Here is a 25854-nt window from a genome sequence, read left to right on the forward strand (position 1 = left end):
AGCAAAGAAAGCTATGGCACTCGTGTCTTGATAACGGTAATTTGTCCGTCATGCGGCTACTTCAATTCGCCGCTGAAGCTCCAAGGTGGTAAATTATTTATCCGTGTTAGGAAGCTTTCAGCTAGTGCTCCCCTCTCTGTAAACCGTAATAAATAACTCATGTCCTTATCAACGCTAATTATCATTTTAAAATGTAATTCTATTATATGCGTGAAAAATTTGAAAATCAAGTAGTCAAATGACAGTATATCATGTTTTAGATGAATTTATACGCTGCTTTAGCGCCGCAAATGATGATAATGGCTGATGAATCAAACGTTCTTCAAAAATATTTTGAATCGTATGTACAATCGCATGATCGGCTTCGTTACTATAAAAATAAATCATTTTAGGTGAAATCCCGAGCAAAGGACCGAGTAATATCCTGTCCAAATCCAATTCTTCCGTCATCACCAGTGCTTTTTCATACATTTTTTCCAACTTTTCAGACGAAAAAGGATTTAGCACCTCATCATAAATCCGAATTTCCCCATCAAACGTTACATGAATGGCGTTTACTTTTGTCTGGTAGGTACTGACACATGTTCTCAAATGATCGATAAACGACTGATATTCCAATTCCATTTTATATTCATCAATCGCCCATTCTACATACATTAGCAACTGTTGAAAATAATCTTTTAGACGAAACTGGATAAATGAATCAATTGTAAATTTCCTTCGATTTTCTAAAAATAGTTTACTGAGTTCCTTTTTAATTAACTGTTCACCCGGCACCATGCTGCTCGTGCCTGGAATATCTTCAATTTCGCCATTCATTATCGATTTAGCGATAACTAAAATTTCCTGTTGTTCATCTTTGTCCTTAAAGAAAAACACATTTTCTATCAAATATAAAAGATGATCTTCCTCTACTTTATCCTGGATATAGCCGGCCACTATATCGATAATAACATTCATATGCTCGAAGCTTTTTATATGTAAAATGTGCGGGTCTGTATGTAAAACTTCTACAAAGGAAGGATTCATCTGTTTTAGGCTCGCCTGATTACATATTTTTTTACGTACTTGATAACATTCTTCTTGATCTGTAAAAATGAGTTCAATCAATCTTGCCCCTCCCTCTCACTTCTTTGATAATATATATGGGATAGAAGCATAAAACATGAACTATTTTCACAGAGAATTAAAAAGCTTTCTAACTCTTTTCGGAGCTAGAAAGCCTTAAAATTAATTTTGCATGACGAAGTCTTTTTCGGCCGTTTCGCCTTCTTTAAAAATATGGAGAATTTCATATTTTGTATTTCGTTGTGCCGGGATTTTTCCGGCTTCACGAATGAGGCGAAGGGTCAGATTCGTATTTACTTTATGCGTCGTTCCTGCGGCTGATACGACGTTTTCTTCCATCATCGTGCTGCCAAAATCGTTGCAACCGTAATGGAGCGATTGCTTTCCAACCTCTGGTCCCATTGTGACCCACGAAGATTGGAAGTTCGGTATATTGTCAAGAAAGATGCGAGAAATCGCTACATTTTTTAAATATTCTCTTGGCGAGGTTTTTTCACCTTTTAAATTTGTATTATCCGGTTGGAACGTCCATGAAATAAACGCCAGGAAGCAGTTCGTTTCGTCCTGAGCATCGCGGACCCGCTGAAGGTGCAGGGCGCGTTCTTCAAATGTTTCACCAAATCCAATAACCATTGTCGCTGTCGAGTGCAATCCGACTTTTTTAGCGGTTTTCATGCAGTCGATCCATTCCGTCCATGAACCTTTTAAACGGCTTATACGCTTACGTGTGCGATCATCTAATATTTCCGCACCTCCTCCGGGAAGTGAATCTAATCCCGCCTCTTTCAATTGGCGTAGCACTTCTTCAAGCGATAAGCCTGACACTTCAACCATTTTCCAAATTTCAGCGGGAGAAAATGAGTGCATCGTAATTCCCGGGAAACGTTGTTTAATTTTTTTTAGCAAATCGGTATAATATGAAAAAGGCAAATTCGGATTCGTACCGCCCTGCATTAAAATTTCGGTTCCACCAACATCAGCCGTCTCCTGGATCTTTTGCAAAATCACATCATCGTCCAGCACGTAGCCGCCCTCTTTTCCTGGCGCCCGATAAAAAGCACAAAACCGGCAATATGTATCACATACGTTTGTATAATTGACATTTCTTCCAATAACAAACGTTGTAATCGGCTCGGGATGCCAGCGTTTCATAATCGTATCGGCGACTTTGCCCATCTTCTCGACTTCATCGCTCTCATACAGCTTTATCGCATCATCTACGGTCAAACGAATACCGTCTAATGCTTTTTGTAATATGACATCAATACTCATTTATCTTACCTCCAATAAGGATACATCCTCTCCTTCTCCATTCTATCATAATAAGAAAGGAAAATCGTCTGTAACGATTTTCCTAGGATAGCGTTCTAAAATTCTTGCTGCCGCCAATAAAAACAGGAATGGTGATGTGGCGGATACGTTCCATTATCCGTTTCGCCTTTGCTTCTTCCAAGCCGCTTTTTTCCGAGCAATAAAAATGTTCCTGAAGCAAATCAAAATCAAAGTTTGAAGAATAAAGTGTGGGAAGCTTTTCCATCATACGAAATTGAAGGATGACGCCTAACACTTCATCGCGAATCCATGGCGACATATTCTCCGCGCCAATATCATCAAGCATCAAAACAGGCACCTTTTTTAAAAGGTCCATTTTTTCTTGAAATGTTCCCTCTGAAAGGCTATTTTTAATCTCTCGTAAAAACTCCGGCGTATGAACAATTAATGACTGCACTTGCCGTTCTGCAAGTTTATTCGCTATCGCTCCAAGCAAAAATGTTTTCCCGACACCGAACTTGCCGTAAAAATAAAGTCCTTTCGTTTCTTTCCCAGAACATACATCCGTAACAAATTGGGTCGCATAAAAGATCGCTTCCTTGCGCTCCTTATCAATTCGGTGCAATTTATCAAAAGTCGCTTCCAAAATTTCTTTCGGAATAAAATAGCTTTTGATAAGTGATACGATCGACTTTTGTTTATCCTCTTGCAGCTTTAATTCACATTTTTCATACGACAAATCAATGGTATTTCTGCCTGCGCCAAGCTTTGGCTGATAGCCTTTCATCATGTTCGGGCAATTGGCGAGCCCCGGGCAATTGGCACATTTCGCCTGTTCCTGTATATATTCAAAAAGCCTTGGCAAGCTTCTCTCAATGCTTGCCTGCGTAAGTTCCGGATGGCTCTCAATAAACGAAGCAACTGTCGGGTCGTTCAAGACTTTAAACTTTAACGCATTATAGTCCTTTTGGAATTTTGCATACCCTGGTATTTGTTTGAAGGATTCTTTAATTGATTCCATCTAAGTTCCTCCTTCCTTGAAGTTGTTAAAAATTTTTAAGCAAGTCTTCAAGCCACTTTTGATTTTCTTTCTCTTCTTCGGTTAATTCGTTCACATCATTTGGATTCCCTTGTTGATCGTCATCTTTTTCCTGAAGCCAATCCGGCAATGCCGTCAAACGCATTGATCTTTTTTGGTTGCCTCTAGCAGACATCCTCTTTTTATTTGCTTGCGTCTCTTTATACGTGTTAAATTCCTTCCTCGCAAGTTCCATCGCCTCTTTAACGGTAACCACTTTTTTGCGTGCCCAGTGACTTGCTATTTTTTCTATATAAGCTTTAGGCAATTTATCATCAATTGTTTTTAATACATAATCTAACAAAACATTAATGACACCCGGATTCATTTTTTTCTCGAGCATTAAATGAGAGACAATGGCTAAATCACTACTAGCAGGCCTTCCTCCTTCATGAAGTTCTAACAATTTATACGGAGAGATCTCTTCAAAAAATTTAATTAATTTTTCTTCTTCACTAACAGGCTCTTTATTTGCCATCATCCTATACTTTAATGGCTGCGTCCTTTCAGCCAATATTGGCAATTCATTTTGATGTTCAATCCGATACCATTTTTGAACTTCTTTACGCAAATTTTCAACCGTTAATTCACCGTTTGCATAATAGGCATTTTGCACTTGTTTGCTCATCTCGAGCGGTTCCATTTGATAAACATAGGCCAATTTTATAATCGCTTCTTTAATTGATGCTGTAATTACTTCTTTAGGCAGAATAAAACTGGACAAGTTCGCATAGAGCAAATCAAAATCAAACTCGTCCATTCCAATAGAAGGAGGGCTTGATTCGGCGTTTTTCGCCACCTTTCCTTCCGTGCCTCCCAATCCTTCATTCATTTCCGAATAGACACCTGCAACCATTTCGGATGGGTGAAGGGAAGTAAAAACATCACTAAAAGATGAAGTGACATCAATAAATCCTTCCTTCTTTATATCAGGAAGAAGAAACGCTTCCTTCATCTCTACAAATTTTGTTTTTCCAAGCCGATTGTACAAATAAACGTTCAACATTCCGTCATTGAAAAAATCATGGGGAGACAGTGGTGCGTGTAGTTCATAAATATACTTGCGGCTCGTCGCGTCTTCTCTTTTATATGTTTTTAAAAGGCCGATCGCTTCTAATTTTTTTCTTGCCTGGATAATGTCTTTTAATGAAAACTGGGTCATATTCATTAAATATTGATGTGTATATTCGTCAACACTTGTTTGTGCAAGGCACCAAAACGTCATATAAAGACTATATGCGAATCCTCCTATGAGCGGCTGATATAATAAGGTCAATACTTTTCTGTCATATTCATGAAGCAATCCGTTCATCTGTATGACATACGTATCCACCGGTACAACTTCTTTCCAGTGTATACTCATTAAACTCACCTTTCTTTTTTAAGCGAACTCTCTTTGTAAAAGGTCGTAAAAAAAGAGCGTAAAACCTTCCGAACACGTCTCACGCACTTTTTAACTGTTTTCTTTTTTGATCAATTCTTTCAGTTCCTGGATAAAAACATTAATGTCTTTAAATTGCCGATAAACGGAAGCAAACCGGACATAAGCGACTTCATCCGTTTTGGCTAAATAATCCATGACCTTTTCTCCGACTTCTTTGCTTTTTACTTCGGAAGTTCCTTGATTACGTAAATCTTTTTCAATATTGTCAACAATGTCCTCGAGAACTTCTAGCGGAACCGGCCGCTTTTCACACGCTCTAATAAGACCTCGCAAAATTTTTTCCCGGCTGAATTCTTCCCTTGTCCCTTCTTTTTTCACAACAATTAAAGGCATTTCCTCAACGGTTTCGAAGGTTGTGAAGCGATAGGTGCACTCTTCACATTCTCTTCTCCTTCTTATGGATCTGCCCGCATGAACAGGTCTAGAATCAAGCACTTTTGTGCCATTATGTTGGCAGGACGGACAACGCAATTGCATCAACCCCAGATTTGAAATCAATTTTATCTACTTCTATCTTAGTCAAAAGAACGGTATGTGACAAGGTTGTTCTCTTATTATTTTTCTGCAAGAGAGGTGCCAATAAATTCAAGTTCCTCTTTTAGTTCACGATAAAAATTAGAAATAATCTTTTTTGAGTTGCCAAAATCAAACGGAAGAGAGGTTTCCGTAGATACGTTTAAATCAACGGCCACCCTAAAAGGTTTGACGGTAATTACCGTAATCACAACGAAGGATTTTCTTGGCTTTGTCATTTCAAAAGCAATTTCCCCCCGCTCTTCAGAAATTCCCAATAACCGGCAACTCGGCTTTTTCTGAATGATTCCGCTTATCGCTTTCATCACATCCGCTTGCCGCGCTTTAAAATAATGGGTTTGAAATTCGGGGTCGTTATGATTTTCGCGCGTTTCTGCACTATTGGTCAAAAAAGTTCGCATTTTTTTCAACATTGAAATCGACTCCTAAAGATTGTTTTCAATAATTGTAACCCGAAATGACCCATTCAACCAATAGAATTGCTTTTGAAATGAAAGCATTTAAAAAAACCGAAGGGACAATCCTTTCGGTTTAAATATTAAAAGAGGTGCTATCCACACCTCTCGTCGTTTCGTCATTCATTTTTTATTGAGCTGATACTTTTGTCTTAGCAGCCTTTACAGGACCCATACCGCGTGGCACCTCAAGGTTCTCACGGGTTTTCGCTCCGAGAGCCTGTGAAATATAATCAGCCGCTACATTCGGATCAATTCGATCCCCGCATGTATAAACGTCAATACTTGCATAACCATGCTCTGGAAAACTGTGAATTGTTAAATGTGATTCAGAAATAATAACAACTCCGCTTACACCATGTGGCGCAAACTTATGAAAAGCAACTTCACGTATTTCTGCCCCAGCTCTAAGAGCAGCATCTACAAACGTTTCTTCAATAAATTTCATGTCATTTAGCTTTTCACTGTCGCATCCCCATAGTTCAGCAATTACGTGTCTTCCCATTGTATCCATTCGCATAGTCCCCCTTTAAATAATAATCATGCCTTCAAGCATGCGGCAAAAGAATATCTACCACGGGGGAAAGTTAGTCCAAAGAGGTCCTAACCCTTTAAGTAGAACTCAATGCCTTAATTGCCTTAATTGAAGTTCACGAAACATAGTATACTTTCTTTTATAATGTTTTGCAACATCTAGTTTTAATATTTTATTCTTGACATTATAAAAAAAATCAGGTATCGCTGGCGACACCTGATTTTTTAAATAAGAAAAACGCGCTCTGTTTTTCTTATTAGGAGATCATGGATACTTTTGATCCTTTGATCAAACGAGCTCCAACCATGTTCGCGAGATCAACAACACGGGAAGAATAACCCCATTCATTATCATACCAGGCAAGAACTTTAACTTTCTTCCCTTCCATTACCATTGTTGAAAGTCCATCTACGATCGATGAATGTCCATTTCCATTATAGTCAATGGAAACGAGCGGCAGTTCGCTGAATGCAAGAATACCTTTCATAGATCCTTCAGCAGCCATTTGCAAGGAAGTATTAACCTCTTCAACCGTCACTTCTCTTTTTAAATCAACAACGAGGTCAACTAAAGATACGTTAGGCGTAGGCACGCGTAATGCCATTCCATTTAATTTGCCTTCAAGATGCGGCAATACTTTAGCGATCGCCTTCGCTGCACCTGTTGAAGTCGGGATGATGGATTGTCCGCAAGCCCGTGCACGGCGCAAGTCTTTATGAGGGTTGTCAATATTTTTTTGGTCATTTGTATACGCATGAACCGTTGTCATCATGCCGCATTCAATGCCAAATTGATCATCAAGCACCTTCACAACCGGCGCTAAACAATTTGTCGTACAAGAAGCGTTTGAAATAATATGATGTTCATCAGGATTGTAATCGTTATCATTGACGCCCATTACGATCGTAATATCTTCTTCTTTTCCAGGAGCGGTAATGATTACTTTTTTCGCACCCGCTTCAAGATGATAGCCAGCTGTTTCTTTTGATTTAAATTTCCCCGTTGCCTCGATGACGATGTCGACACCGAGTTCTTTCCACGGAAGTTCTCTCGGGTCTCTTGAATTTAATAATAGCACTTTTTTATCATTTACCATTAAATAGCCGTCATACGGAATCACTTCACCGTTAAAAACCCCATGAATAGAATCGTATTTTATCATATGAGCAAGTGTCTCTGCCGGATAGCTTGCATTTATCGCTACTACATCTAGTTCATTTTTCTCCATCATAATACGGAAAACCATTCTTCCGATACGTCCAAGTCCATTAATCGCTACTTTTGCTTTCATGGTGTTGCTCCTTCCATATATATGTTATACTGTTTTCTCTCTTTGACTGTAATTAGTATAACATATTTCAACTGAAATGGAACATACTTTTTAAAAAAATAGGCGCAAAAATAGACCCGGTTCATCCCGAGTCTATCGTACACCCCATTCATGCAGTTGATTGATCACTTTTTCTTTTAATTGTTCCAATGTTCCGTTGTTCTCGATGACGGCGTCGGCCAGTTGACGCTTTTCTTTTAGCGGGATTTGTGATGTGATTCTTGCTTTCGCCTCTTCAAACGTCATTTGATCTCTTGCCATCAATCGTTCATATTGGACTTCTTCGTCGACGTAAATAAGCAGTGTCACATCAACCATATGTGTCAACTTACTTTCGAACAACAGAGGTATATCAAGAACGACTGTCTCATATCCTTCCGCTAAAAACTGATCCGCTTGACGCCTCATTTCTTGCCGTACAGCCGGATGGACAATGCTGTTGAGGAGCATGCGTTTTTCGTCATCATGAAAAACAATGCTGCCTAACTTTTTTCGATGAATGTCGCCATTTTCATCAAGGATCTCTTTCCCAAATGAAGCTACAATTTCATTATATGCGGGCATTCCTTTTTCAACGACCTGTCTCGCGATCACATCCGCATCGACGACGGGGATGCCGTACGATTTAAATATGTTTGATACCGTGCTTTTTCCGCTGGCAATACCGCCTGTTAATCCAATAATCAAAACTATATCCCCTTTTTCATTTAACTACATTTTCAATAATCCGATGATCATTAATAGTATCCCCGGAAGGATTGTAAGTTTCTTCACCCATTTTACTTTTGAAAAAATAAAGCCAAGACGCATTCCAAATAGGACGAAGATCGAGCTCATGGCCGCTGCAAAAACAGCCGTCCATATCGGAGGAAGGTGAATAAGAGCTGCCCCGATACCTGCTCCGAAAGCGTCAAGAGAAAGCGCCACACCTAATAATACTGCTTCCCATCCATTAATCGAACCTGATTGATCAAGGTCAGCAATGACAGGTTTTTTTAAAATCTGGATCATAATCCCAAGCTTTTTTATTTCTAATTTTACTATTGTTTTTTCACTTTGTTCAACTTGTTCGTTTTCTTTTTTCGGTTTAAGTACTTGAAATAAAAAGTACGTGCCAATTAAAAATAGAATGAGTCCCCCAAAAACTTCCCCAACTTTTGGCGAAAGAAATTGTTCAATGATATGCCCAAATCCCATCGAGATCAAGAGCGTCGATGCGGAGCAACAAGAAATGATAAGGATTGACTTTATCGGGATTTTAATTCCTTTTATTCCATATGTGAGTCCTACACCAAAACTATCCAGGCTAACGGCTACGGCTAATAACAGCATTGAGATGGAAATCATCATTAAACAAATAGCTCCTTTCTCTACTAACGTTTAGTATTATATGAAAGGAGCCTTTATTCTGTTATTTTCACTTTTGACATTTCGGGCAAAAATGGGTTCCACGTCCTGCTACGACGGTTTTAGAAATCATGGTGCCGCACTTTTTGCACGGCTCGCCTTTTTTTCCATAAACAAACAGCTCTAGTTGAAACGAACCTTCTTCTCCAACGGAATTCACATAGGATCGGATCGTGCTTCCGCCCTTTTCAACAGATTCTTTCAATGTTTCAATAATGTGTTGATGAAGCGTTTTTACTTTTGGCAATGATAATTTATTTGCATTTGTTTCAGGATGGATGCCCGCTTTAAATAAGGCTTCGTCAACATAAATATTCCCAAGCCCAACGACGATTGATTGGTCGAGAAGGGCGGCTTTAATCGATCGATTTGTTTTCGAAAGCCCTTGTTTTAACACATTTACCGTAAACTCATTTGAAAATGGCTCATACCCGAGTTTGGAAAGCGGGGCCTGTCTTTCCTCTTCCCCGCGAACAAACAAGTGCATCGTTCCAAATTTCCTTACGTCGCGATACCTTAATTCTGTCCCATCCGTAAAGGTAAAAAAGACATGTGTATGTTTATCAAATTCTTCTTGCGCCTCATATAACCCGTATCTGCCTTCCATCCGCAAATGGGAAACGAGCGTATCTTCATTTAAATGGATTTTCAAAAACTTTCCTCGGCGTTCGACGAGTTCAATCGTTTGCCCGATAAGACGCAGCTTAAATTCATCAAGGTTTTCGTATTTTATAATATTCGGCCATAAAACTTTAACATCAGCGATCGTTTTGCCTCGAATGAGGCGATTCAACGTATTTTTGACATTTTCCACTTCTGGTAATTCCGGCATCTTCCTTCCTCCTTGCCAAAAAAATGAGCGCTACTAGAAAGCAGCGCTGGTTTCTTTCTTTATTTCGCGTCATACCATGTCTTTCCATAATTGATGTCTACCTTTAACGGAACATCGAGCTTAAGTGCTGATTCCATCACTTCCGGTACAAGCCGTTTCAATAATTTAATCTCGTGTTCGGGAGCTTCAAAAATCAACTCATCGTGCACTTGAAGAAGCATTGTTGCTTCTACTTTTTCTTCTTTCAACCGTTTATCCATTTCAACCATCGCTTTTTTAATAATGTCCGCAGCCGTTCCCTGGATAGGCGTGTTCATCGCGGTCCGTTCAGCGAAGCTTCTTAAATTGAAGTTGCGGCTCGTAATTTCCGGTAAATAGCGGCGGCGATGAAGCAATGTTTCTACATATCCATTTTGTTTCGCCTTCTGTACAATCTCTTCCATATATTGCTTTACACCCGGGAATGTTTTTAAGTAGCGATCAATAAAGTCAGCCGCTTCTTTTCTCGTGATGCCAAGACTTTGCGACAATCCATAGTCACTAATACCGTATACGATTCCGAAGTTAACAGCTTTTGCATGCCTGCGCATTTGCGGTGTGACTTCATCTTCACCAACATGAAATACATCCATCGCTGTTTTCGTATGAACATCCATTTCTTTCTTAAAGGCTTCCATTAAGTTTTCGTCTTGAGAAATATGCGCCAGCACCCGCAATTCGATTTGGGAATAATCTGCCGCGAAAATCATCCAATCAGGTTTGGATGGAACGAAGGCCTGTCTGATTTTGCGACCTTCCTCAAGCCTGATCGGGATGTTTTGCAAATTCGGTTCCGTTGAACTTAATCTTCCTGTTTGCGTCAATGCCTGGTTAAAGCGGGTATGAATTTTTTCCGTATCGTTGTCCACTACTTTCAGCAAGCCTTCAATATAAGTTGAGCTCAATTTGCCAAGCTGGCGGTAAACGAGGATTTTGCCAATGATCTCATGCTTGCCTTCGAGTTTTTCAAGTACATCAACCGATGTGGAGTAGCCCGTCTTCGTTTTTTTAATGACAGGAAGGTTCAATTTTTCAAATAAAATTTCTCCTAATTGTTTCGGCGAGTTAATATTAAACGAAACTCCGGCCAGCTCATGAATTTCTTTTTCCAATGCATGAAGGCGATCGGTTAACTCGTGGCCCATTTTCTTTAAACGGTCAGTGTCCACTTTTACCCCGGTTGTCTCCATATCGCCAAGAACAAGCGATAGCGGCAGTTCGAGGTTGGCAAATAAGTCAAATTGCTCGTTTGCTTTCAGGTTTTTGACAAATTCCTCTTTAAGCTGATAGACCGCATTTGCCTTGCGAACGATGTGTTCCTTTAACACTTCTTCTTCCGGTGCTTTCAGCTTTGCCCCTTTTCCGTAGACCGCTTCCTCGCTGTCGACATCCGAAATGCCATGCCTTTTTCCCACGCTGGCAACATCATCGGCGGATTCAGACGGGTTTAATAAGTAAGATGCAATTAAAAGGTCAAATTCGACTCCAGCTAAAGAAATACCGTTCCAGCCAAGCGCAACGTACGCCCGTTTTGCATCAAACACATATTTTTTTTGCTCCTTATTTTCTGCCCACTCTTTAAACAAGCCAGACGAGAGGGCAACTTCGGTTGGAATATAAAAATGACCGTTATCATTTACAAGGCCAAACCCAAGAATTTCAGCTTTATGATACGTTTCCGGCATCGTTTCAACAATGAGGCTAGACGGGGAAATGAACATTTCTTTCGTGCATTTTGTTACCGTTTCAAACGAAAGTTCTTTCTTTTCGCCAGCAGCTTCCGGACCCGCAGCATCTGTGCCAATCCTCTCAAGTAATGAGTTGAATTCAAGCTCTTTAAACAGCGCCTGCACTTTTTCTGTTTGATACCCTTTATATTCCGAATCGGCAAGCGTTATAGAAAGAGGCACTTCATGGGTAATCGTTGCAAGCTTTTTACTCATTAGCGCCTGCTCTTTATGTTCCATAAGCTTTTCTTTCAATTTGGCACCGGATACTTGATCGATCGATTCAAGGGTTTTCTCAAGCGAACCAAACTGTTTAATAAGCTTTATGGCCGTTTTCTCACCGACACCGGGAACACCCGGAATATTGTCGGACGGATCACCCATCAGTCCTTTCATATCAATAATTTGTTCCGGTGTTAAACCGTATCGTTCATCAACTTGCTTCACATCATATGTCTCGACTTCAGAGATCCCTTTTCGGGTTAATGCGACTTTCACATGGTCCGTCACGAGTTGAAGAAGGTCTTTATCCCCTGTGAAAACCTTAACTTCCCAATTGTCTTTTTCCGCTTGTGTTGAAAGTGTTCCGATAATGTCATCCGCTTCATAGTTATCAAGTTCGTACCGTGTAATCCCAAACGAATCTAATAGCTCTCGAATGAACGGGAATTGCTCAGATAATTCCGGCGGCGTTTTTTGCCTCCCTCCTTTATAATCGCTAAATGTTTTGTGGCGGAATGTTGTTTTCCCCGCGTCAAAGGCAACAACAATATGGGTCGGCATTTCTTCTTCTAATATTTTCAAAAGCATCGTCGTAAATCCGTACACTGCATTCGTATATACGCCTTTGTTGTTATTCAGCAAAGGAAGGGCAAAAAATGCCCGGTAGGCGATACTGTTCCCGTCAATTAATATTAATTTATTTGCCAAAATAAAAAAACCCCCAAGTCCTTATTTTCCTTTCTCCATTGTACCATTTACAAGTGAAAAGGGAAAATAAGTTCATTATCAGGGGGACATCTATTAACTTTTTCTCTTTTTGTTAAACGTAATGGTAAACGTAGAACCTTCGCCGGGCTTGCTCTTTACATCAATTCGGCCATGATGGGCTTCGATCAAGTGCTTGACAATAGCAAGGCCAAGTCCTGTACCGCCGGAATTTCGGCTCCGGGCTTTATCAACCCGATAAAAACGCTCAAAAATGCGGGGGATTTCTTCTTCTTTAATCCCGATTCCCGTATCTTTTACGTAAAATTTCACCGTCTCTTTTTCTTCTTTTAAACCGACTGTCACTTTTCCGCCTTTTGAGGTATAAACAAGAGCATTATTAATTAAATTGATAAATACTTGCTTGAGACGTGACGAATCTCCTTCAATGATTGCATCTCCTTCAGTCACAACATTTAACTCGATTTCTTTTTCTCTCGCTTTTGGTTCAAGCATGACGACGACTTCGTTTACAATAGAGACGATGTCAGTTTCCTCCCAATTTAGTGAGAAATTTTGTTCAATCTTGGACAGTTCCAGTAAATCTTGAATCAATTCTTGCAAGCGTTCACTTTCACGCCAAATAATTTTCAAAAATTCAGTGCGGACTTCAGGATTTTCCGCCGCTCCATCGAGCAATGTTTCAGCAAATCCTTTTAATGAAGTGACTGGCGTTTTTAATTCATGCGACACGTTTGCAACGAAGTCTTTGCGCATTTGTTCCAGCTTCTTTAACTCCGTAATATCATGAAAGACGAGGACAATTCCTGTTAGTTTTTCATGGCTGTCAAGGACCGGGGCGCTATAAACGTCAAAATGCTTCCGGACAATCCGTATTGGCAATACGACCTGTTTTCGGACATTGCTTTCAACAATAAACGTTTCTTCCACAAGTTCCTTTATTTCCTGGTAAGGGAAAACTTTTTCAAATAATTGGCCAGTCCAATCTTCCGTTTGAAATATCTCTTTAAAGGCGCGGTTCACTAAATTTACATACCCATTCGCATCAATTAAAATCAATCCGCTCCCCATATTTTCAATCAACGTCGTTAACCGGTTTTGTTGCGATTCATAGCTTTGTGTCATTTGATCCAGGTTTCGGGCAAGGACATTGAGCGAATGATTTAACTCGCCAATATCTTTTTCCTTGAATTCATATGCTCTCGCTTTGAAGTTTCCTTTTGCCAATTCCTTCGCGGTTAAGACCGCATCCGTTACCGGTTTCACAAGCCGGTTAATCACACGTATGGATATGATCAGAACGAGAACGAAACATAGCAAAAAGCCAACGGACATCGTTTGCCAGATGGAATGTTCAGCAGCTTCTGCGACATGAATTGGGATAATGAGCTGCATATAACCTTGCATGCGGTCATCACCCGATTGTTTAATCGGCAGTGTATAAAATACATTTCCTGCTTTTTTCGTCTTATACACTTTTGAATTTTCCAGTTTCTCATCGGCATAAAGCGGATATTCAGAAACGTTGATCTTTTTCCTGCCGGAAGATACGAGCACGTTTCCTGCAGGGGATAAATAAACGACGCTTCCTTTCAAATCTTCCTCCGCTTTTGTAATTTGATTGGCCAGAAGTGCGGTATTTTCCGATTTCGCCGCCAGTGCTAACAGATTGAGCTCTCCTTCATAGAAATGTTCCCGCTTTTCTTTCACCATATGGTGCATACTATTACCAACAAGAATCGCAAGAAGCATGGAAACGAGCATAATGCCGATTAAGAAAAAAGAGAGCACTCGATTCCGAAGATCATACATTATTTCGGTTCCTCTAACTTATAGCCAAGTCCCCTGACCGTTTTAATATACATTGGCTTTCGGGTATTCGTTTCAATTTTATCCCTTAAATGGCTAATATGAACGTCGACTATTCGCGTATCCCCGACGAAATCATAGTTCCAGACCGATGATAAGAGCTGTTCCCGTGTTAATACCCGCTTTTTATTGCGCGCTAAATATACGAGCAGTTCAAATTCTTTCGGTGTTAATTCAAGCTCTTTCCCTTTATAAAAAGCTTCATAGTTATCCGGGAAAATTTCAACTTCGCCAATTACAATCTTTTCATGTTCTGCATGCTTTGGAGCCGCTTGTTCACCGGGAATTTGAGTCATTCTCCGAAGGATCGCTTTTACCCGTGCAAGCACTTCACGTGGACTAAAAGGTTTGGTCATATAATCATCCGCACCAAGTTCTAATCCTAATATTTTATCTAATTCATCATCTTTTGCTGTTAGCATTAAGATGGGGACAAAAATATGCTTTTGACGGAGCTGCTTACAAACTTCCATTCCGTCCATCTCTGGAAGCATAAGGTCGAGAATGATCAAATCAGGTTTTTCCATTTCCGCAAGGCTTAAACCTTCCTTGCCATCGGAGGCAGTGATTACTTCAAACCCCGCTTGTTCCAGGTTGAATTTCAGCAATGTTGCGATTGATTGTTCATCTTCTACTACCATAATTTTTTGGCTCATTCATTTCCCATCCTTTTATCAAAAAACTATTTTTTCGTATATCATACTATAGCGAATGTTTAAAGTGAACAAGCCGCGGCTTTTTCTACTCATTTAAGCCATATCTCTTTCCTTTTACGAGATAAATGACGCTTTCGGCAATATTTGTCGCATGATCTGCAGTACGTTCAATATACCGGCATATAAATGAAAGCTGAGTGATCTGCGGGACTAATTCCGTATTTTTTGTCATGATCGTAAGAAGTTCATGAATGGTTTTGCCATACATTTCATCGACCTGATCATCAATATCAGCCAGACGTTTCGCAAGCACGACGTCTTCATTATAGTAAGCAGTGATCGCATCCGACAGCATTTGTATCGCCAAATCCGCCATAATAGCAATCTCTTCAAGCGGCTTAATCCGTTCTGTTTTCCCGATACGAATCGTCGATTTTGCAATATTGACGGCAAAATCAGCCATTCTTTCGACATCCGAAGAAATTTTAATCGCCGAAATGATTTTTCTTAAATCTGAAGCTACAGGCGCTTGTTTAGCAATTAATAGGATGGCCGTATCATTAATTTCTTCTTCAAGATGATTAATGCGCTGATCATTCTCAATGATTTCAAGCGCCAGGTCAAAGTCTTGAAAATTCAACACCTGGATTGAATCTCTTAATGCCTTTTCAGCCAGCTTTCCTAATTCTACTATCGAGTTTTTCAAGTCATCCAATTGCGTTTGGAAATTTTCACGAACAACCATGTTTTTAAGCTCCTATCCTTTGTAGTTTCTATTTTTTATCCGAAACGTCCGGTTATATAATCTTCCGTCCGTTTATCAGATGGCGTAGAGAACAACGTGCCCGTATCGCGAAACTCAATTACTTCCCCATTTAAAAAGAAGGCGGTTTTATCCGATATTCTTGCTGCTTGCTGCATATTGTGCGTCACAATGACAATACTGTAATTTTTCTTAAGTTCTTGTATAAGTTCCTCGACTTTTAATGTTGAGATAGGGTCAAGGGCAGAAGTCGGTTCGTCCATTAAAATGACGTCCGGTTCCACCGCCAGGCATCGGGCGATACATAGTCGCTGTTGCTGCCCTCCTGATAGCCCAACCGCATTTTCGTGAAGTCGATCCTTTACCTCATCCCAGATGGCAGCCTGGCGAAGACTTTTTTCCACAACTTCATCCAATACTTTTTTATTTTTTATGCCATGGATTTTTGGTCCATAGGCGATATTTTCATAAATTGATTTTGGAAACGGGTTAGGTCTTTGAAATACCATTCCGACCTCTGTCCTCAATTCCTCAACATTATACTTTGAGTCAAAAATATTGCGTCCGCGATACAAGATTTCTCCAGACATGCGAACGGATGGCACCATCTCCACCATTCGGTTTAACGTTTTAATAAAGGTCGATTTCCCACAGCCGGACGGCCCGATGATTGCTGTCACTTGTTTTTCAGGAATCGTAAACTGGATATCTTTTAATGCATGGTCCTGTCCGTACCATAAATTAAGCTCGTTAATTTTAAAAACCGCAGGCAGTTCCTCCGTTGTATTCGCTTGTTCAAGTTTTATTGAATGGACAGCCTGTCTCCCCTCATTTTCTGATTCAGTTACTTTATCAAGCGGCTTACGATTAATCGTAATTTCCATTTTGTTCATCCTCCTCGTAATTCTACTTCCTCGACGTATTTTGAAATTTATTCCGAAGCCAAATGGCCAGTCCGTTCATAATGAATAATATAATCATTAAGACAATAATTCCGGCGGCAGCAAGACCGTGAAATTCCTCCTGAGGCCGCGTCGTCCAATTAAAGATTTGAATCGGCAGTACAGTAAATGCGGAAAGAAGCCCATCCGGCACGAAGGCGACATACGCCATTGCTCCAATGACTAATAACGGGGCGGTTTCTCCGATTGCCCGGGAGATGGCAAGGATCGTACCGGTTAAAATCCCGGGAAGCGCGGCAGGCAAAACAACATGGATAGTCGTCTGCCATTTTGTCGCTCCCATTGCAAATGATGCTTCTTTAAGTTCTTTTGGCACTGTTTTTATAGCTTCCTGTGCAGCTACGACAATTATCGGCAAAACGACGAGCGTCATCGTCAATCCACCGGAGAGAACGCTTTGTCCCCACCCCATGAAACGAACGAAAATGGTTAATCCTAACAATCCAAAAACAATGGATGGAACGCCGGCCAGATTGGCAATATTCATTTGGATGAACGTGGCGAACATCGTTTTTTTTGCATATTCTTCTAAATAAATGGCAGTCCCGACTCCGATCATAAAAGATAGCGGGATAGTCACGGCCATTACCCAGATCGTTCCCCATATTGCTGCCCAAATGCCGCTCTTCTCATAAAACCTGGAAGGAAAGCTCGTTATAAAATCAAGCGTTACATATTCTTTCCCATCTAAAAAAATTTGGCAAAGAAGAATTCCAAGCACACTTAATGTGAGCAAAGTGGCAAGTAAAAACATAAATTTCGCCAGATGGTTTATAGCCTTTCGCCTCTTGACCTTCTTATGAATCATGCTGATTCCTCCTTAAACGGCGAGAAATATACTGTGCGAATAGATTCATAAGCAATGTAAAGATAAAAAGGGCCATACCTACTGCATATATACTGTAATATACGGTTGTTCCATACCCGGCATCCCCCTGGCTTACTTGAACAATATAGGCTGTCATTGTTTGAATCGATTCTGTGACATTCAAAGAAGCAATTGGCCTGGCACCTCCTGCAATAGTGACGATCATCGTCTCACCAAGGGCACGGGATATTCCAAGGACAAATGAAGCGATAATACCGGAGCTTGCTGCAGGAAGCACCACTTTTATGGCGGCTTCAAAACGGGTTGAACCAATCGCAAAGGCTCCTTCCCTTATGCTTTCCGGAACGGCTTTCATCGCATCTTCCGAAAGTGAGGCGATCATCGGAATAATCATTACCCCAACAACAATTCCGGGACTTAGCGCATTAAAAAGTGACAGGCTCGGAATAAACATTTTTAATAACGGTGTGACAAACGTTAAAGCAAAAAAGCCAAATACAATTGTCGGAACACCAGCCAATACTTCAAGTATCGGTTTAATGACTTTTCTTGTTTGAACGGATGCATACTCGCTTAAATAAATGGCACACGAAAGACCGACCGGAATCGCGATGAACATCGAAATCATCGTTACTTTCAACGTGCTTAAGACGAGCGGCCAAATGCCAAATTCCGCATACGGCCCGGATGCAAAGGGAAACCATTTATGGCTCGTTAAAAATTCCACAACTGAAACTTTACTAAAAAATGTTGCTGTTTCCTTTAATAATGTAACGAGAATTCCCAGAGTCGTTAAAACTGAAATGATCGCACATAACGCTAATAGCTTCGGCGCTAAACTTTCAACAAATGATACTTTTGCCCGCCTTTTTTTCTTTCTCTCTATTAATTCTTTTATCGAATAATTTCTTATGTCATTGGACAATGGCCAGGACCTCCACTTCTTTAGCAACTTTAGGATGATTAGAAATCTTTCATCTCTAAAATTGTATGAGTTGTCCGGCTAAACTATTAAAGCTCATTTTTTCACCAGCTCATTTAATATCTTGAGCTGTTTTTTGTAGTTCTCATCTGGCAGCGCAACATAGCCAATATCATCTGATGAAGCGAGTCTTCCTGCATTTTCAAGTGTAAACTCAATATAATCATAAACGGCCTTATTCGTTTTCAGCGATTGATTATTGACATATGTGAACAGCGGCCTGGAAAGCGGGGAATATTTCCCTGATTTAATCGTCTCTGCATCTGGTTCAACTGGCCCCCTGCCTCCATCGATCGGAACTGCTTTTAACTTATCTTTGTTTGCTGCATAGTATGCAAACCCGAAAAATCCAATCGCATATTTTGAACCTGATACACCTTGAACGAGTATGTTATCATTTTCTGAAAGCTCGGCATCCCGGCGCAATGGCTTTCCTTGAAGAATGACATCATCAAAATAGTCATATGTCCCTGAATCCGTACCCGGACTAAAGACCTCAATCTTTCTATTCGGCCATCCTTTTCTTACATCTGCCCACGTTTTTGCTTTATTTTTTTCAAGAAAGATCTTTTTAAGCTCATCTATTGTTAAATGATTAATAAAATGATTATCTTTGTTTACGACAACAGATAGACCATCGTAAGCCAATTCAAATGAGGTGTAGTTGATCTTGTTTTCTTTTGCCGCTTTCTTTTCTTTCTTTTTCATTGGGCGGGAAGCGTTGCTTATATCCGTCTCACCTTTCACAAACTTTTCAAAACCTCCGCCCGTTCCGGAAATTCCAACAGGTGCCTCAACCTTTGGATATTTTAAACGAAATTCTTCTGAAACAGCTTCCATGATCGGAAATACGGTCGATGAACCATCAATTTTAATTCGGCCGCTCTCCATCTTTTCTTTGTCGGAATTAAATACTCCATCGTTAGTACAAGCTGTGATTATTGCCAAAAGAAAGACAAAAGATGATAGTAGAAAAGCTACTTTCATCATCTTTTTTATTTTCATTTTTAAAGTCCCCCTGAGCTTCTTTTCTCTCTACAAATTAAGGATACTGGTTCTTTATGAATTTCGTTTTAACAAATTGTTAAGATATTGTAAAGACAAATAAAATCCGGGGAGTTGAAGTCTCCCCGGGTTTTATTTCCTTAAAAATTATCAAATGTTGTTGATGTGATCGATTTTGGCGGATACGGGGGGCAAACGTCCAATGTCCCCTTCAAAACCGTCTCTCCAGCTTCATTTTTTCCTTCCACTTCGATTTCAATCGTGTGAGATTCGGTATGAATGTTTACTACTTCAAAAAAGAAGTTCACTTTTTCATAATGGTAAACGGGTTTCGGAAACGAAAGAGTGTGAGAGCGAATGCTGCTTCCCGGCCCCGGCAAATATTTTGATATGGCTGACGTTACAAAACCAGTAAGCATTATTTGCGGGACAATCGGCTTTTTAAAAGGCGTTAAGGATGCGTAGTCATGCTGAATAAAAAGCGGATTATTATCGTCGGTTAAGCCAAGATAAAGAAGAAGGTCTTTATCTTCAACCGTTTCGGACATCTGGAGCTTTTCTCCTACTTTTATTTCTTCCAGTTTACGGCCTAACTTTCGTTTTTTTCCTAATAACATAGCAAGCCCCCCTTTGAAGTCCACTTTTGAAAGCGTTTTCCCTTTTGGTCTAAAGAAGAGATTCGGGAAACCCGAATCTCTTTCCTTATGACAATACTTTCATTACATTGCGAACAGAATTTGCAGACTTATCGAGAGCAGCTTTCTCTTCATCTGTTAAATCAAGTTCGATGATTTGTTCTAATCCGTTACCACCAAGAATTGTTGGCACACCTAAGCATAAGTCTTCGTATCCATATTCTCCTTCTAGATATGCGATGCTTGGAAGTACTCTTCGTTGATCTTTGAGAATGGCTTCTACCATTTCAGTTAAAGAAGCAGCCGGAGCGTAGTATGCACTTCCGTTTCCAAGAAGGCTGACAATTTCACCGCCGCCTTTTCGCGTGCGTTCAACAATCGCTTCCAGACGTTCTTGTGGAATTAATTTTTCTAAAGGAATTCCACCGGCAAAAGAATAGCGAATCAGCGGAACCATATCATCACCGTGTCCACCAAGAACAAATGCCGTAATATCTTTAACAGATAGTTTTAATTCTTGAGCGACAAATGTACGGAAACGAGCCGTATCAAGAACACCGGATTGGCCAATTACACGGTTTTTCGGAAAACCGGATTCTTTAAGTACCGTATAGGTCATTGCATCAGCAGGGTTTGTTAAAACGATAATCGTGCAATTTGGAGAATATTTGACGACTTCTTTCGTTACACTTTTCATTACTTTTGCATTCGTGTTCACTAAGTCATCACGGCTCATTCCCGGCTTGCGGGCAATTCCGGCAGTAATAACAACAATATCGGAATTTGCTGTTTCTTCATAATTGGACGTCCCGATAATGTTTGTGTCAAATCCCTGGACAGGGCTTGCTTCAAGCATATCCAACGCTTTGCCTTTTGTAGGATTCTCCGCTTGCGGGATGTCAACAAGAACGACGTCTCCGAGCTCTTTTTGGGCTACGAGAAACGCTGTAGTTGCTCCTGTATAACCTGCTCCAATTACCGAAATCTTTTTACGTTGGGTTCCCATTCTATTTCCCTCCATGTCAATACGCTCTATTTTTTGAAACTCTGGATACAAATTGACTTTACGGGCATTACATATTTTTAATGAGCTCAGTTGCAAATTCCGAACATTTAACTTCAGTAGCGCCTTCCATTAAACGTGCAAAATCATACGTAACTACTTTGCTTGCAATCGTTTTTTCCATTGAAGCCATGATTAATTTTGCTGCTTCATGCCATCCAAGATGCTCAAGCATTAACACACCGGAAAGAATAACCGATGATGGGTTAACTTTGTCTAAACCAGCATATTTTGGAGCAGTTCCGTGCGTTGCTTCAAAGATTGCATGTCCTGTTTCATAGTTGATGTTTGCTCCAGGTGCAATTCCGATACCGCCAACTTGAGCAGCGAGCGCATCAGAAATATAATCACCGTTTAAGTTCATCGTTGCCACAACATCGAATTCTGCCGGACGCGTTAAAATTTGTTGAAGGAAGATGTCTGCAATCGAGTCTTTAACGATAATTTTCCCAGCTGCTTCAGCTTCAGCCTGTGCTTTATTCGCAGCTTCCTTACCTTCTTTTTCAGCAATACGATCATACTGGGCCCATGTGAACACTTTATCGCCAAACTCTTTTTCAGCAAGTTCATATCCCCAGTTTTTGAAAGCACCTTCTGTGAATTTCATAATATTCCCTTTATGAACGAGCGTTACGCTCTTACGGCCTTCATTGATTGCGTATTGAATAGCCGCACGAACAAGACGGTTTGTTCCTTCTGATGAAATCGGCTTAATTCCGATTCCTGACGTTTCAGGGAAGCGGATTTTCTTTACTCCCATTTCTTCTTGAAGGAAGCGGATGACTTTCTTTACTTCTTCGGTTCCGCTTGCATATTCAATACCTGCATAAATATCTTCCGTGTTCTCGCGGAAAATGACCATATCTGTATCTTCAGGCCGTTTTACAGGAGAAGGAACACCTTTAAAGTATCGAACTGGACGCAAGCATGTAAATAAATCCAATTCCTGGCGAAGAGCAACATTCAATGAGCGAATCCCACCGCCAACCGGTGTCGTTAAAGGCCCTTTAATCGCAATGATGTAATCGCGGATGACTTCAAGTGTTTCATTCGGTAGCCATTCACCTGTTTGATTAAATGCTTTTTCTCCAGCTAAAACTTCTTTCCAGACGATTTTCTTTTTACCGTTATATGCTTTTTCTACAGCTCCTTCTAAAACGCGCGAAGCTGCTGCCCAAATGTCAGGGCCCGTCCCATCACCTTCAATAAAAGGGATAATTGGCTGATCAGGTACATTTAACTTCCCGTTATCAACTGTAATACGTTCTCCAATAGACATATGTAGTCACTCCTATCTCTTTATTAAGGCTGTTCAAAAAGACCGGGCTTTTTAAACACTTACCTGTATAAAACTCACTCTTCTATCCTACTGAATTTCCGAGGAAAAGAGAAGGGGGGAATCCCTTCTCTTAAAAAAACTCAAAAATGCGAAATTAGCGTTCTTCAAGAGGAATAAACGTTTGCTTAGATGGCCCTGTATATTCCGCACGCGGCCTGATTAAACGATTGTTCTCATATTGTTCAAGAATATGGGCGTTCCAACCGGATACACGGCTTACGGCAAAAATTGGCGTGAAAATATCATGCGGAATCCCGAGGCTATGATAAACGCTTGCGGAATAAAAATCGACGTTTGGCAATAGCCCTTTTTCTTCTTTCATTAACTCTTCTAATTTAACTGACATTTTATACCATTTTTCTTCACCGGTAATAGATGTAAGTTGTTTAGACATTTCACGAAGATGTTTTGCACGCGGATCGCCATTTTTATAAACACGGTGCCCGAAGCCCATAATCTTTTGTTTATTTGCGATTGCATTGCGAAGGTAGCTTTCAGCATTTTCCACTTCTTTAATTTCTGAAAGCATCTTCATAACTTGTTCATTCGCACCACCGTGAAGCGGACCTTTTAAAGCGCCGATTGCGGCTGTAATTCCAGAGTACATGTCTGATAATGTCGCTACACAGACACGCGCTGTAAAAGTGGACGCATTTAATTCATGATCTGCATGAAGGACAAGCGCCTTATTAAAAGCTGTTTCAGCAATCGTATCAGGTTCATTTCCAGTTAACATGTATAAGAAATTCCCAGCAAAACTTAAATCTTTACGCGGGGAAACCGGTTCTTTCCCATCACGAATTCTAGTAAACGCTGTTACGATCGTAGGCAGCTTTGCTTGCAAGCGGATGGCTTTTTTATAATTTCCTTCAGGTGACATATCTTCTGCATCTTCATCATAAAAAGCAAGCATTGAAACCATTGTCCGAAGAACGGTCATTGGATGTACGCCTTTAAGCGGAAGTGATTTCAAATGTTCTAACAATTCATTCGGAACTTCCATTTCTTCGGTGATCTGCGCTTTAAATTTTTCTAATTCACTCTTATTTGGCAAGCTGCCATTCCATAATAAGTACACCACTTCTTCGAAACTTGCGTGGTCGGCAAGATCATCAATGCTATACCCTCTATATGTAAGTACATTGTCAATGATAGAGCTTATTGAGGATGTTGTCGCTACAATTCCTTCTAATCCTTTTGTAGTTGTCATGGCTTTCTCTCCCTTTCTTATCATTTTCTCAAAAAGAGGGAATTCAAAATGTGTCTAAATTACTATTCCCCATTTGAGAAAGTTTAAAAGTAACCTCTTTAAAAGTAAGAGCTTACATGTCGACATCAACAAAACTTAAGACTATTTAAAGGGTTATCAACATACATATTAATTATAAACAAAAAAATAAACTTTGTGAACGATTATGCACTTTTATATCATAATTACTCAAAATATGATGAAAATTACGATCCAAAAAATCGGACAATACTCATTATAAAATAAGCGATTCCCGCTCCAATCAAAGGACCGACCGCGACTCCATTGAAAACCGCGATAGCGAGGATCGTTCCGACGACAAGAGCTGTTGTTATTTGCGGATCGCTTTGCAATAGTTTTATGCCATTTGCTCCAAGTATGGCGACAATAATTCCTGAAGCAAGCGCCACCCACGCAAATACCGATTTTAATGATTCCTGAAGCTGTTTCATTCCGATTTCTCCTGTAGCAATTGGAATAAGGACTGCTACAGTGATGATCGTAACTCCCCAGTTAATTCCTTTTTGTTGGATAAAAGGAAAAACTTTTTCTCCAAGGCCGGTAAATTTTAGAGCAAGCAATAGACCGACAGCGATCATAAGCGATTGGTTTTTCGCAATAAAACCAACAACGAGCAATGCAATTAAAAATAAGCTCGATTCAACCATGTTCCACAACCTTTCTGTTAATTATCGAAAGCTGAAGATGGACGGTGATGTTCATTGAATATAGAGTATCTCTATCGTTTTTTACGCCTTCTCCTTATTGTATGTATTTGCATGCTTTTCCTATTTATTATCTATTCCATTTCAAAAGTAGCCTATCCATTTATCATCGGAGGAATAATTGCGCTTTTTATTAACCCGATGGTAAATTTTCTTGAAAAAAAAGCAAAATTTAAGCGGGGAATTGCTGTATTGATTACCCTTGTCGTTTTAATGGCGGCTCTTTCCGGAATCGTTCTTCTACTCGTTAAGGAAATGATGACAGGTTTCGCCTATCTCGCAAGCAGCCTTCCTGCCTACATTAGGGAGCTTGCGCAATTTGTTGAAGATTTTTTCAAAAGCCACATTTTGCCGCTTTATAAAAATATTCATTCATTGTTTAACAGTTTAGAGGAAAGCCATCAGCAAAAAATTATGGACAATATCGGAAGATTCGGTACCAATATTTCAACTACTGTCGGCAATGTTGCCCAAGCTGTTATTAATGGCCTTTCTTCGATAATCGTCAGCCTTCCCAATTTTTTAACAGTTTTTGTTTTTTCATTGCTTGCCGCCTTTTTTATTTCAAAAGATTGGTACAGGTTGCTTGGCCTCATTCAAAAATTTTGTTCCGATAAGGTGATGAAAAGCAGCCAGAGTGTGTTCAATGAATTAAAAAAAGCGTTAGTTGGATTTATAAAAGCGCAGCTAACATTAATTTCGTTTACAACGTGTATTGTATTGATTGGACTTTTACTTTTAAAGATCGAATATGCCATTACCATCTCGATCATTATTGGCGCAGTCGATTTATTGCCTTATCTCGGAACCGGCACTGTTTTTGTTCCTTGGATCGCTTATTGCTTTTTTACCGGCGATTACCCGCTTACGATCGGTCTTGCGATACTATACGGTGTCGTTATTGTGCAAAGGCAAATTATGGAGCCGAAAATTCTATCCTCTTCCATTGGCCTCGATCCGCTGGCCACATTAATAGCACTCTTTGTCGGATTTCAATGGTATGGGTTTCTCGGTCTCATTATTGGTCCTGTCCTTCTTGTCGTTATCCGCGCTTTATATTTGGCTAACGTTTTTCACGAATTGTATGCGTTTATTATGAAAAAATAAA

General features: G+C 40.0%; 25 protein-coding genes and 1 other annotated feature (1 of these 26 running past the window's edge). Of the genes, 1 reads left to right on the forward strand and 24 read right to left on the reverse strand.

Annotated elements, in window-relative coordinates:
- Positions 1-181: a binding site (T-box leader), on the reverse strand (it extends 43 nt beyond the left edge of the window).
- A 68-nt stretch (positions 182-249) separates the two neighbouring features.
- The 24 genes from H538_RS0104270 to H538_RS0104385 all read right to left on the reverse strand — a co-directional run bounded on the left by H538_RS0104270 (position 250) and on the right by H538_RS0104385 (position 24689).
- Complete coding sequence (locus H538_RS0104270; RefSeq protein WP_026676543.1) at positions 250-1110, reverse strand: putative sporulation protein YtxC; 861 nt, start codon at positions 1108-1110, stop codon at positions 250-252.
- A gap of 120 nt (positions 1111-1230) precedes the next feature.
- Positions 1231-2340, reverse strand: coding sequence for a cyclic dehypoxanthinyl futalosine synthase (gene mqnC / locus H538_RS0104275; protein ID WP_026676544.1), 1110 nt, complete (start codon positions 2338-2340; stop codon positions 1231-1233).
- An 82-nt stretch (positions 2341-2422) separates the two neighbouring features.
- Entirely contained in the window at positions 2423-3361 is a 939-nt protein-coding gene (gene dnaI, locus H538_RS0104280) for a primosomal protein DnaI (protein WP_026676545.1), read from the reverse strand.
- 25 nt (positions 3362-3386) lie between these two features.
- Complete coding sequence (locus H538_RS0104285; RefSeq protein WP_026676546.1) at positions 3387-4781, reverse strand: replication initiation and membrane attachment family protein; 1395 nt, start codon at positions 4779-4781, stop codon at positions 3387-3389.
- Between the two features lie 90 nt (positions 4782-4871).
- Positions 4872-5333: a transcriptional regulator NrdR gene (gene nrdR, locus H538_RS0104290; RefSeq protein WP_026676547.1), complete on the reverse strand. Its 462-nt coding sequence runs from the start codon at positions 5331-5333 to the stop codon at positions 4872-4874.
- Positions 5334-5416: 83 nt separating this feature from the next.
- A complete protein-coding gene (locus tag H538_RS0104295) occupies positions 5417-5809 on the reverse strand; it encodes a hypothetical protein (RefSeq protein WP_051291264.1) in 393 nt (130 codons plus the stop codon).
- A 172-nt stretch (positions 5810-5981) separates the two neighbouring features.
- Positions 5982-6365, reverse strand: a complete 384-nt coding sequence (gene speD, locus H538_RS0104300) for an adenosylmethionine decarboxylase (protein WP_026676549.1) — start codon at positions 6363-6365, stop codon at positions 5982-5984.
- A gap of 277 nt (positions 6366-6642) precedes the next feature.
- A complete protein-coding gene (locus tag H538_RS0104305; RefSeq protein WP_026676550.1) occupies positions 6643-7677 on the reverse strand; it encodes a glyceraldehyde-3-phosphate dehydrogenase in 1035 nt (344 codons plus the stop codon).
- A 132-nt stretch (positions 7678-7809) separates the two neighbouring features.
- Entirely contained in the window at positions 7810-8409 is a 600-nt protein-coding gene (coaE, locus tag H538_RS0104310) for a dephospho-CoA kinase (RefSeq protein ID WP_026676551.1), read from the reverse strand.
- 18 nt (positions 8410-8427) lie between these two features.
- Positions 8428-9066: a sporulation membrane protein YtaF gene (gene ytaF, locus H538_RS0104315; protein ID WP_035350041.1), complete on the reverse strand. Its 639-nt coding sequence runs from the start codon at positions 9064-9066 to the stop codon at positions 8428-8430.
- Positions 9067-9133: 67 nt separating this feature from the next.
- Complete coding sequence (mutM, locus tag H538_RS0104320; protein ID WP_026676553.1) at positions 9134-9955, reverse strand: DNA-formamidopyrimidine glycosylase; 822 nt, start codon at positions 9953-9955, stop codon at positions 9134-9136.
- 59 nt (positions 9956-10014) lie between these two features.
- Positions 10015-12651 (reverse strand): DNA polymerase I, encoded by a 2637-nt coding sequence (gene polA, locus H538_RS0104325; protein WP_026676554.1) that lies wholly within the window; start codon positions 12649-12651, stop codon positions 10015-10017.
- 93 nt (positions 12652-12744) lie between these two features.
- A complete protein-coding gene (gene pnpS / locus H538_RS0104330; protein WP_026676555.1) occupies positions 12745-14481 on the reverse strand; it encodes a two-component system histidine kinase PnpS in 1737 nt (578 codons plus the stop codon).
- Positions 14481-15194 carry a response regulator transcription factor gene (locus tag H538_RS0104335; RefSeq protein WP_026676556.1) on the reverse strand — a complete coding sequence of 238 codons (714 nt, stop codon included), beginning with the start codon at positions 15192-15194 and terminating at the stop codon, positions 14481-14483. The genes pnpS and H538_RS0104335 overlap by 1 nt, the downstream gene beginning before the upstream one ends.
- 85 nt (positions 15195-15279) lie before the next feature.
- A complete protein-coding gene (gene phoU / locus H538_RS0104340; RefSeq protein WP_026676557.1) occupies positions 15280-15939 on the reverse strand; it encodes a phosphate signaling complex protein PhoU in 660 nt (219 codons plus the stop codon).
- A gap of 35 nt (positions 15940-15974) precedes the next feature.
- Positions 15975-16841, reverse strand: coding sequence for a phosphate ABC transporter ATP-binding protein PstB (gene pstB / locus H538_RS0104345; protein ID WP_026676558.1), 867 nt, complete (start codon positions 16839-16841; stop codon positions 15975-15977).
- A gap of 22 nt (positions 16842-16863) precedes the next feature.
- On the reverse strand, positions 16864-17727 hold the full coding sequence (gene pstA, locus H538_RS0104350; protein WP_035350044.1) for a phosphate ABC transporter permease PstA: 864 nt from the start codon (positions 17725-17727) through the stop codon (positions 16864-16866).
- Positions 17717-18673, reverse strand: coding sequence for a phosphate ABC transporter permease subunit PstC (gene pstC / locus H538_RS0104355; protein ID WP_026676560.1), 957 nt, complete (start codon positions 18671-18673; stop codon positions 17717-17719). Before pstC ends, pstA begins: the two co-directional genes overlap by 11 nt.
- Positions 18674-18766: 93 nt before the next feature.
- Entirely contained in the window at positions 18767-19735 is a 969-nt protein-coding gene (locus H538_RS0104360; protein ID WP_026676561.1) for a PstS family phosphate ABC transporter substrate-binding protein, read from the reverse strand.
- A gap of 140 nt (positions 19736-19875) precedes the next feature.
- Positions 19876-20352, reverse strand: a complete 477-nt coding sequence (locus H538_RS0104365) for a MaoC/PaaZ C-terminal domain-containing protein (protein WP_026676562.1) — start codon at positions 20350-20352, stop codon at positions 19876-19878.
- 85 nt (positions 20353-20437) lie between these two features.
- Positions 20438-21376 (reverse strand): malate dehydrogenase, encoded by a 939-nt coding sequence (gene mdh, locus H538_RS0104370; RefSeq protein WP_026676563.1) that lies wholly within the window; start codon positions 21374-21376, stop codon positions 20438-20440.
- A 67-nt stretch (positions 21377-21443) separates the two neighbouring features.
- On the reverse strand, positions 21444-22712 hold the full coding sequence (gene icd, locus H538_RS0104375) for an NADP-dependent isocitrate dehydrogenase (RefSeq protein ID WP_026676564.1): 1269 nt from the start codon (positions 22710-22712) through the stop codon (positions 21444-21446).
- Between the two features lie 154 nt (positions 22713-22866).
- A complete protein-coding gene (gene citZ, locus H538_RS0104380; RefSeq protein ID WP_026676565.1) occupies positions 22867-23982 on the reverse strand; it encodes a citrate synthase in 1116 nt (371 codons plus the stop codon).
- 245 nt (positions 23983-24227) lie between these two features.
- Complete coding sequence (locus tag H538_RS0104385) at positions 24228-24689, reverse strand: DUF441 domain-containing protein (RefSeq protein ID WP_035350047.1); 462 nt, start codon at positions 24687-24689, stop codon at positions 24228-24230.
- Positions 24690-24743: 54 nt separating this feature from the next.
- Here H538_RS0104385 and ytvI point away from each other — a divergent pair, with 54 nt between their 5' ends.
- Positions 24744-25853, forward strand: coding sequence for a sporulation integral membrane protein YtvI (gene ytvI, locus H538_RS0104390; protein ID WP_026676567.1), 1110 nt, complete (start codon positions 24744-24746; stop codon positions 25851-25853).
- The last annotated feature ends 1 nt before the right edge of the window (position 25854 follow it).

This window comes from Fictibacillus gelatini DSM 15865, assembly GCF_000430745.1.
GTDB lineage: Bacteria > Bacillota > Bacilli > Bacillales > Fictibacillaceae > Fictibacillus_A > Fictibacillus_A gelatini.

Coding starts and splice junctions, on each gene's coding strand:
- mqnC (WP_026676544.1), bottom strand. CDS start 2,340: ATGAGTATTGATGTCATATTACAAAAAGCATTAGACGGTATTCGTTTG.
- dnaI (WP_026676545.1), bottom strand. CDS start 3,361: ATGGAATCAATTAAAGAATCCTTCAAACAAATACCAGGGTATGCAAAA.
- H538_RS0104285 (WP_026676546.1), bottom strand. CDS start 4,781: ATGAGTATACACTGGAAAGAAGTTGTACCGGTGGATACGTATGTCATA.
- H538_RS0104295 (WP_051291264.1), bottom strand. CDS start 5,809: ATGTTGAAAAAAATGCGAACTTTTTTGACCAATAGTGCAGAAACGCGC.
- speD (WP_026676549.1), bottom strand. CDS start 6,365: ATGGATACAATGGGAAGACACGTAATTGCTGAACTATGGGGATGCGAC.
- H538_RS0104305 (WP_026676550.1), bottom strand. CDS start 7,677: ATGAAAGCAAAAGTAGCGATTAATGGACTTGGACGTATCGGAAGAATG.
- ytaF (WP_035350041.1), bottom strand. CDS start 9,066: ATGATGATTTCCATCTCAATGCTGTTATTAGCCGTAGCCGTTAGCCTG.
- mutM (WP_026676553.1), bottom strand. CDS start 9,955: ATGCCGGAATTACCAGAAGTGGAAAATGTCAAAAATACGTTGAATCGC.
- pnpS (WP_026676555.1), bottom strand. CDS start 14,481: ATGTATGATCTTCGGAATCGAGTGCTCTCTTTTTTCTTAATCGGCATT.
- H538_RS0104335 (WP_026676556.1), bottom strand. CDS start 15,194: ATGAGCCAAAAAATTATGGTAGTAGAAGATGAACAATCAATCGCAACA.
- phoU (WP_026676557.1), bottom strand. CDS start 15,939: ATGGTTGTTCGTGAAAATTTCCAAACGCAATTGGATGACTTGAAAAAC.
- pstB (WP_026676558.1), bottom strand. CDS start 16,841: ATGGAAATTACGATTAATCGTAAGCCGCTTGATAAAGTAACTGAATCA.
- pstA (WP_035350044.1), bottom strand. CDS start 17,727: ATGATTCATAAGAAGGTCAAGAGGCGAAAGGCTATAAACCATCTGGCG.
- H538_RS0104360 (WP_026676561.1), bottom strand. CDS start 19,735: ATGAAAATAAAAAAGATGATGAAAGTAGCTTTTCTACTATCATCTTTT.
- H538_RS0104365 (WP_026676562.1), bottom strand. CDS start 20,352: ATGTTATTAGGAAAAAAACGAAAGTTAGGCCGTAAACTGGAAGAAATA.
- mdh (WP_026676563.1), bottom strand. CDS start 21,376: ATGGGAACCCAACGTAAAAAGATTTCGGTAATTGGAGCAGGTTATACA.
- icd (WP_026676564.1), bottom strand. CDS start 22,712: ATGTCTATTGGAGAACGTATTACAGTTGATAACGGGAAGTTAAATGTA.
- citZ (WP_026676565.1), bottom strand. CDS start 23,982: ATGACAACTACAAAAGGATTAGAAGGAATTGTAGCGACAACATCCTCA.
- H538_RS0104385 (WP_035350047.1), bottom strand. CDS start 24,689: ATGGTTGAATCGAGCTTATTTTTAATTGCATTGCTCGTTGTTGGTTTT.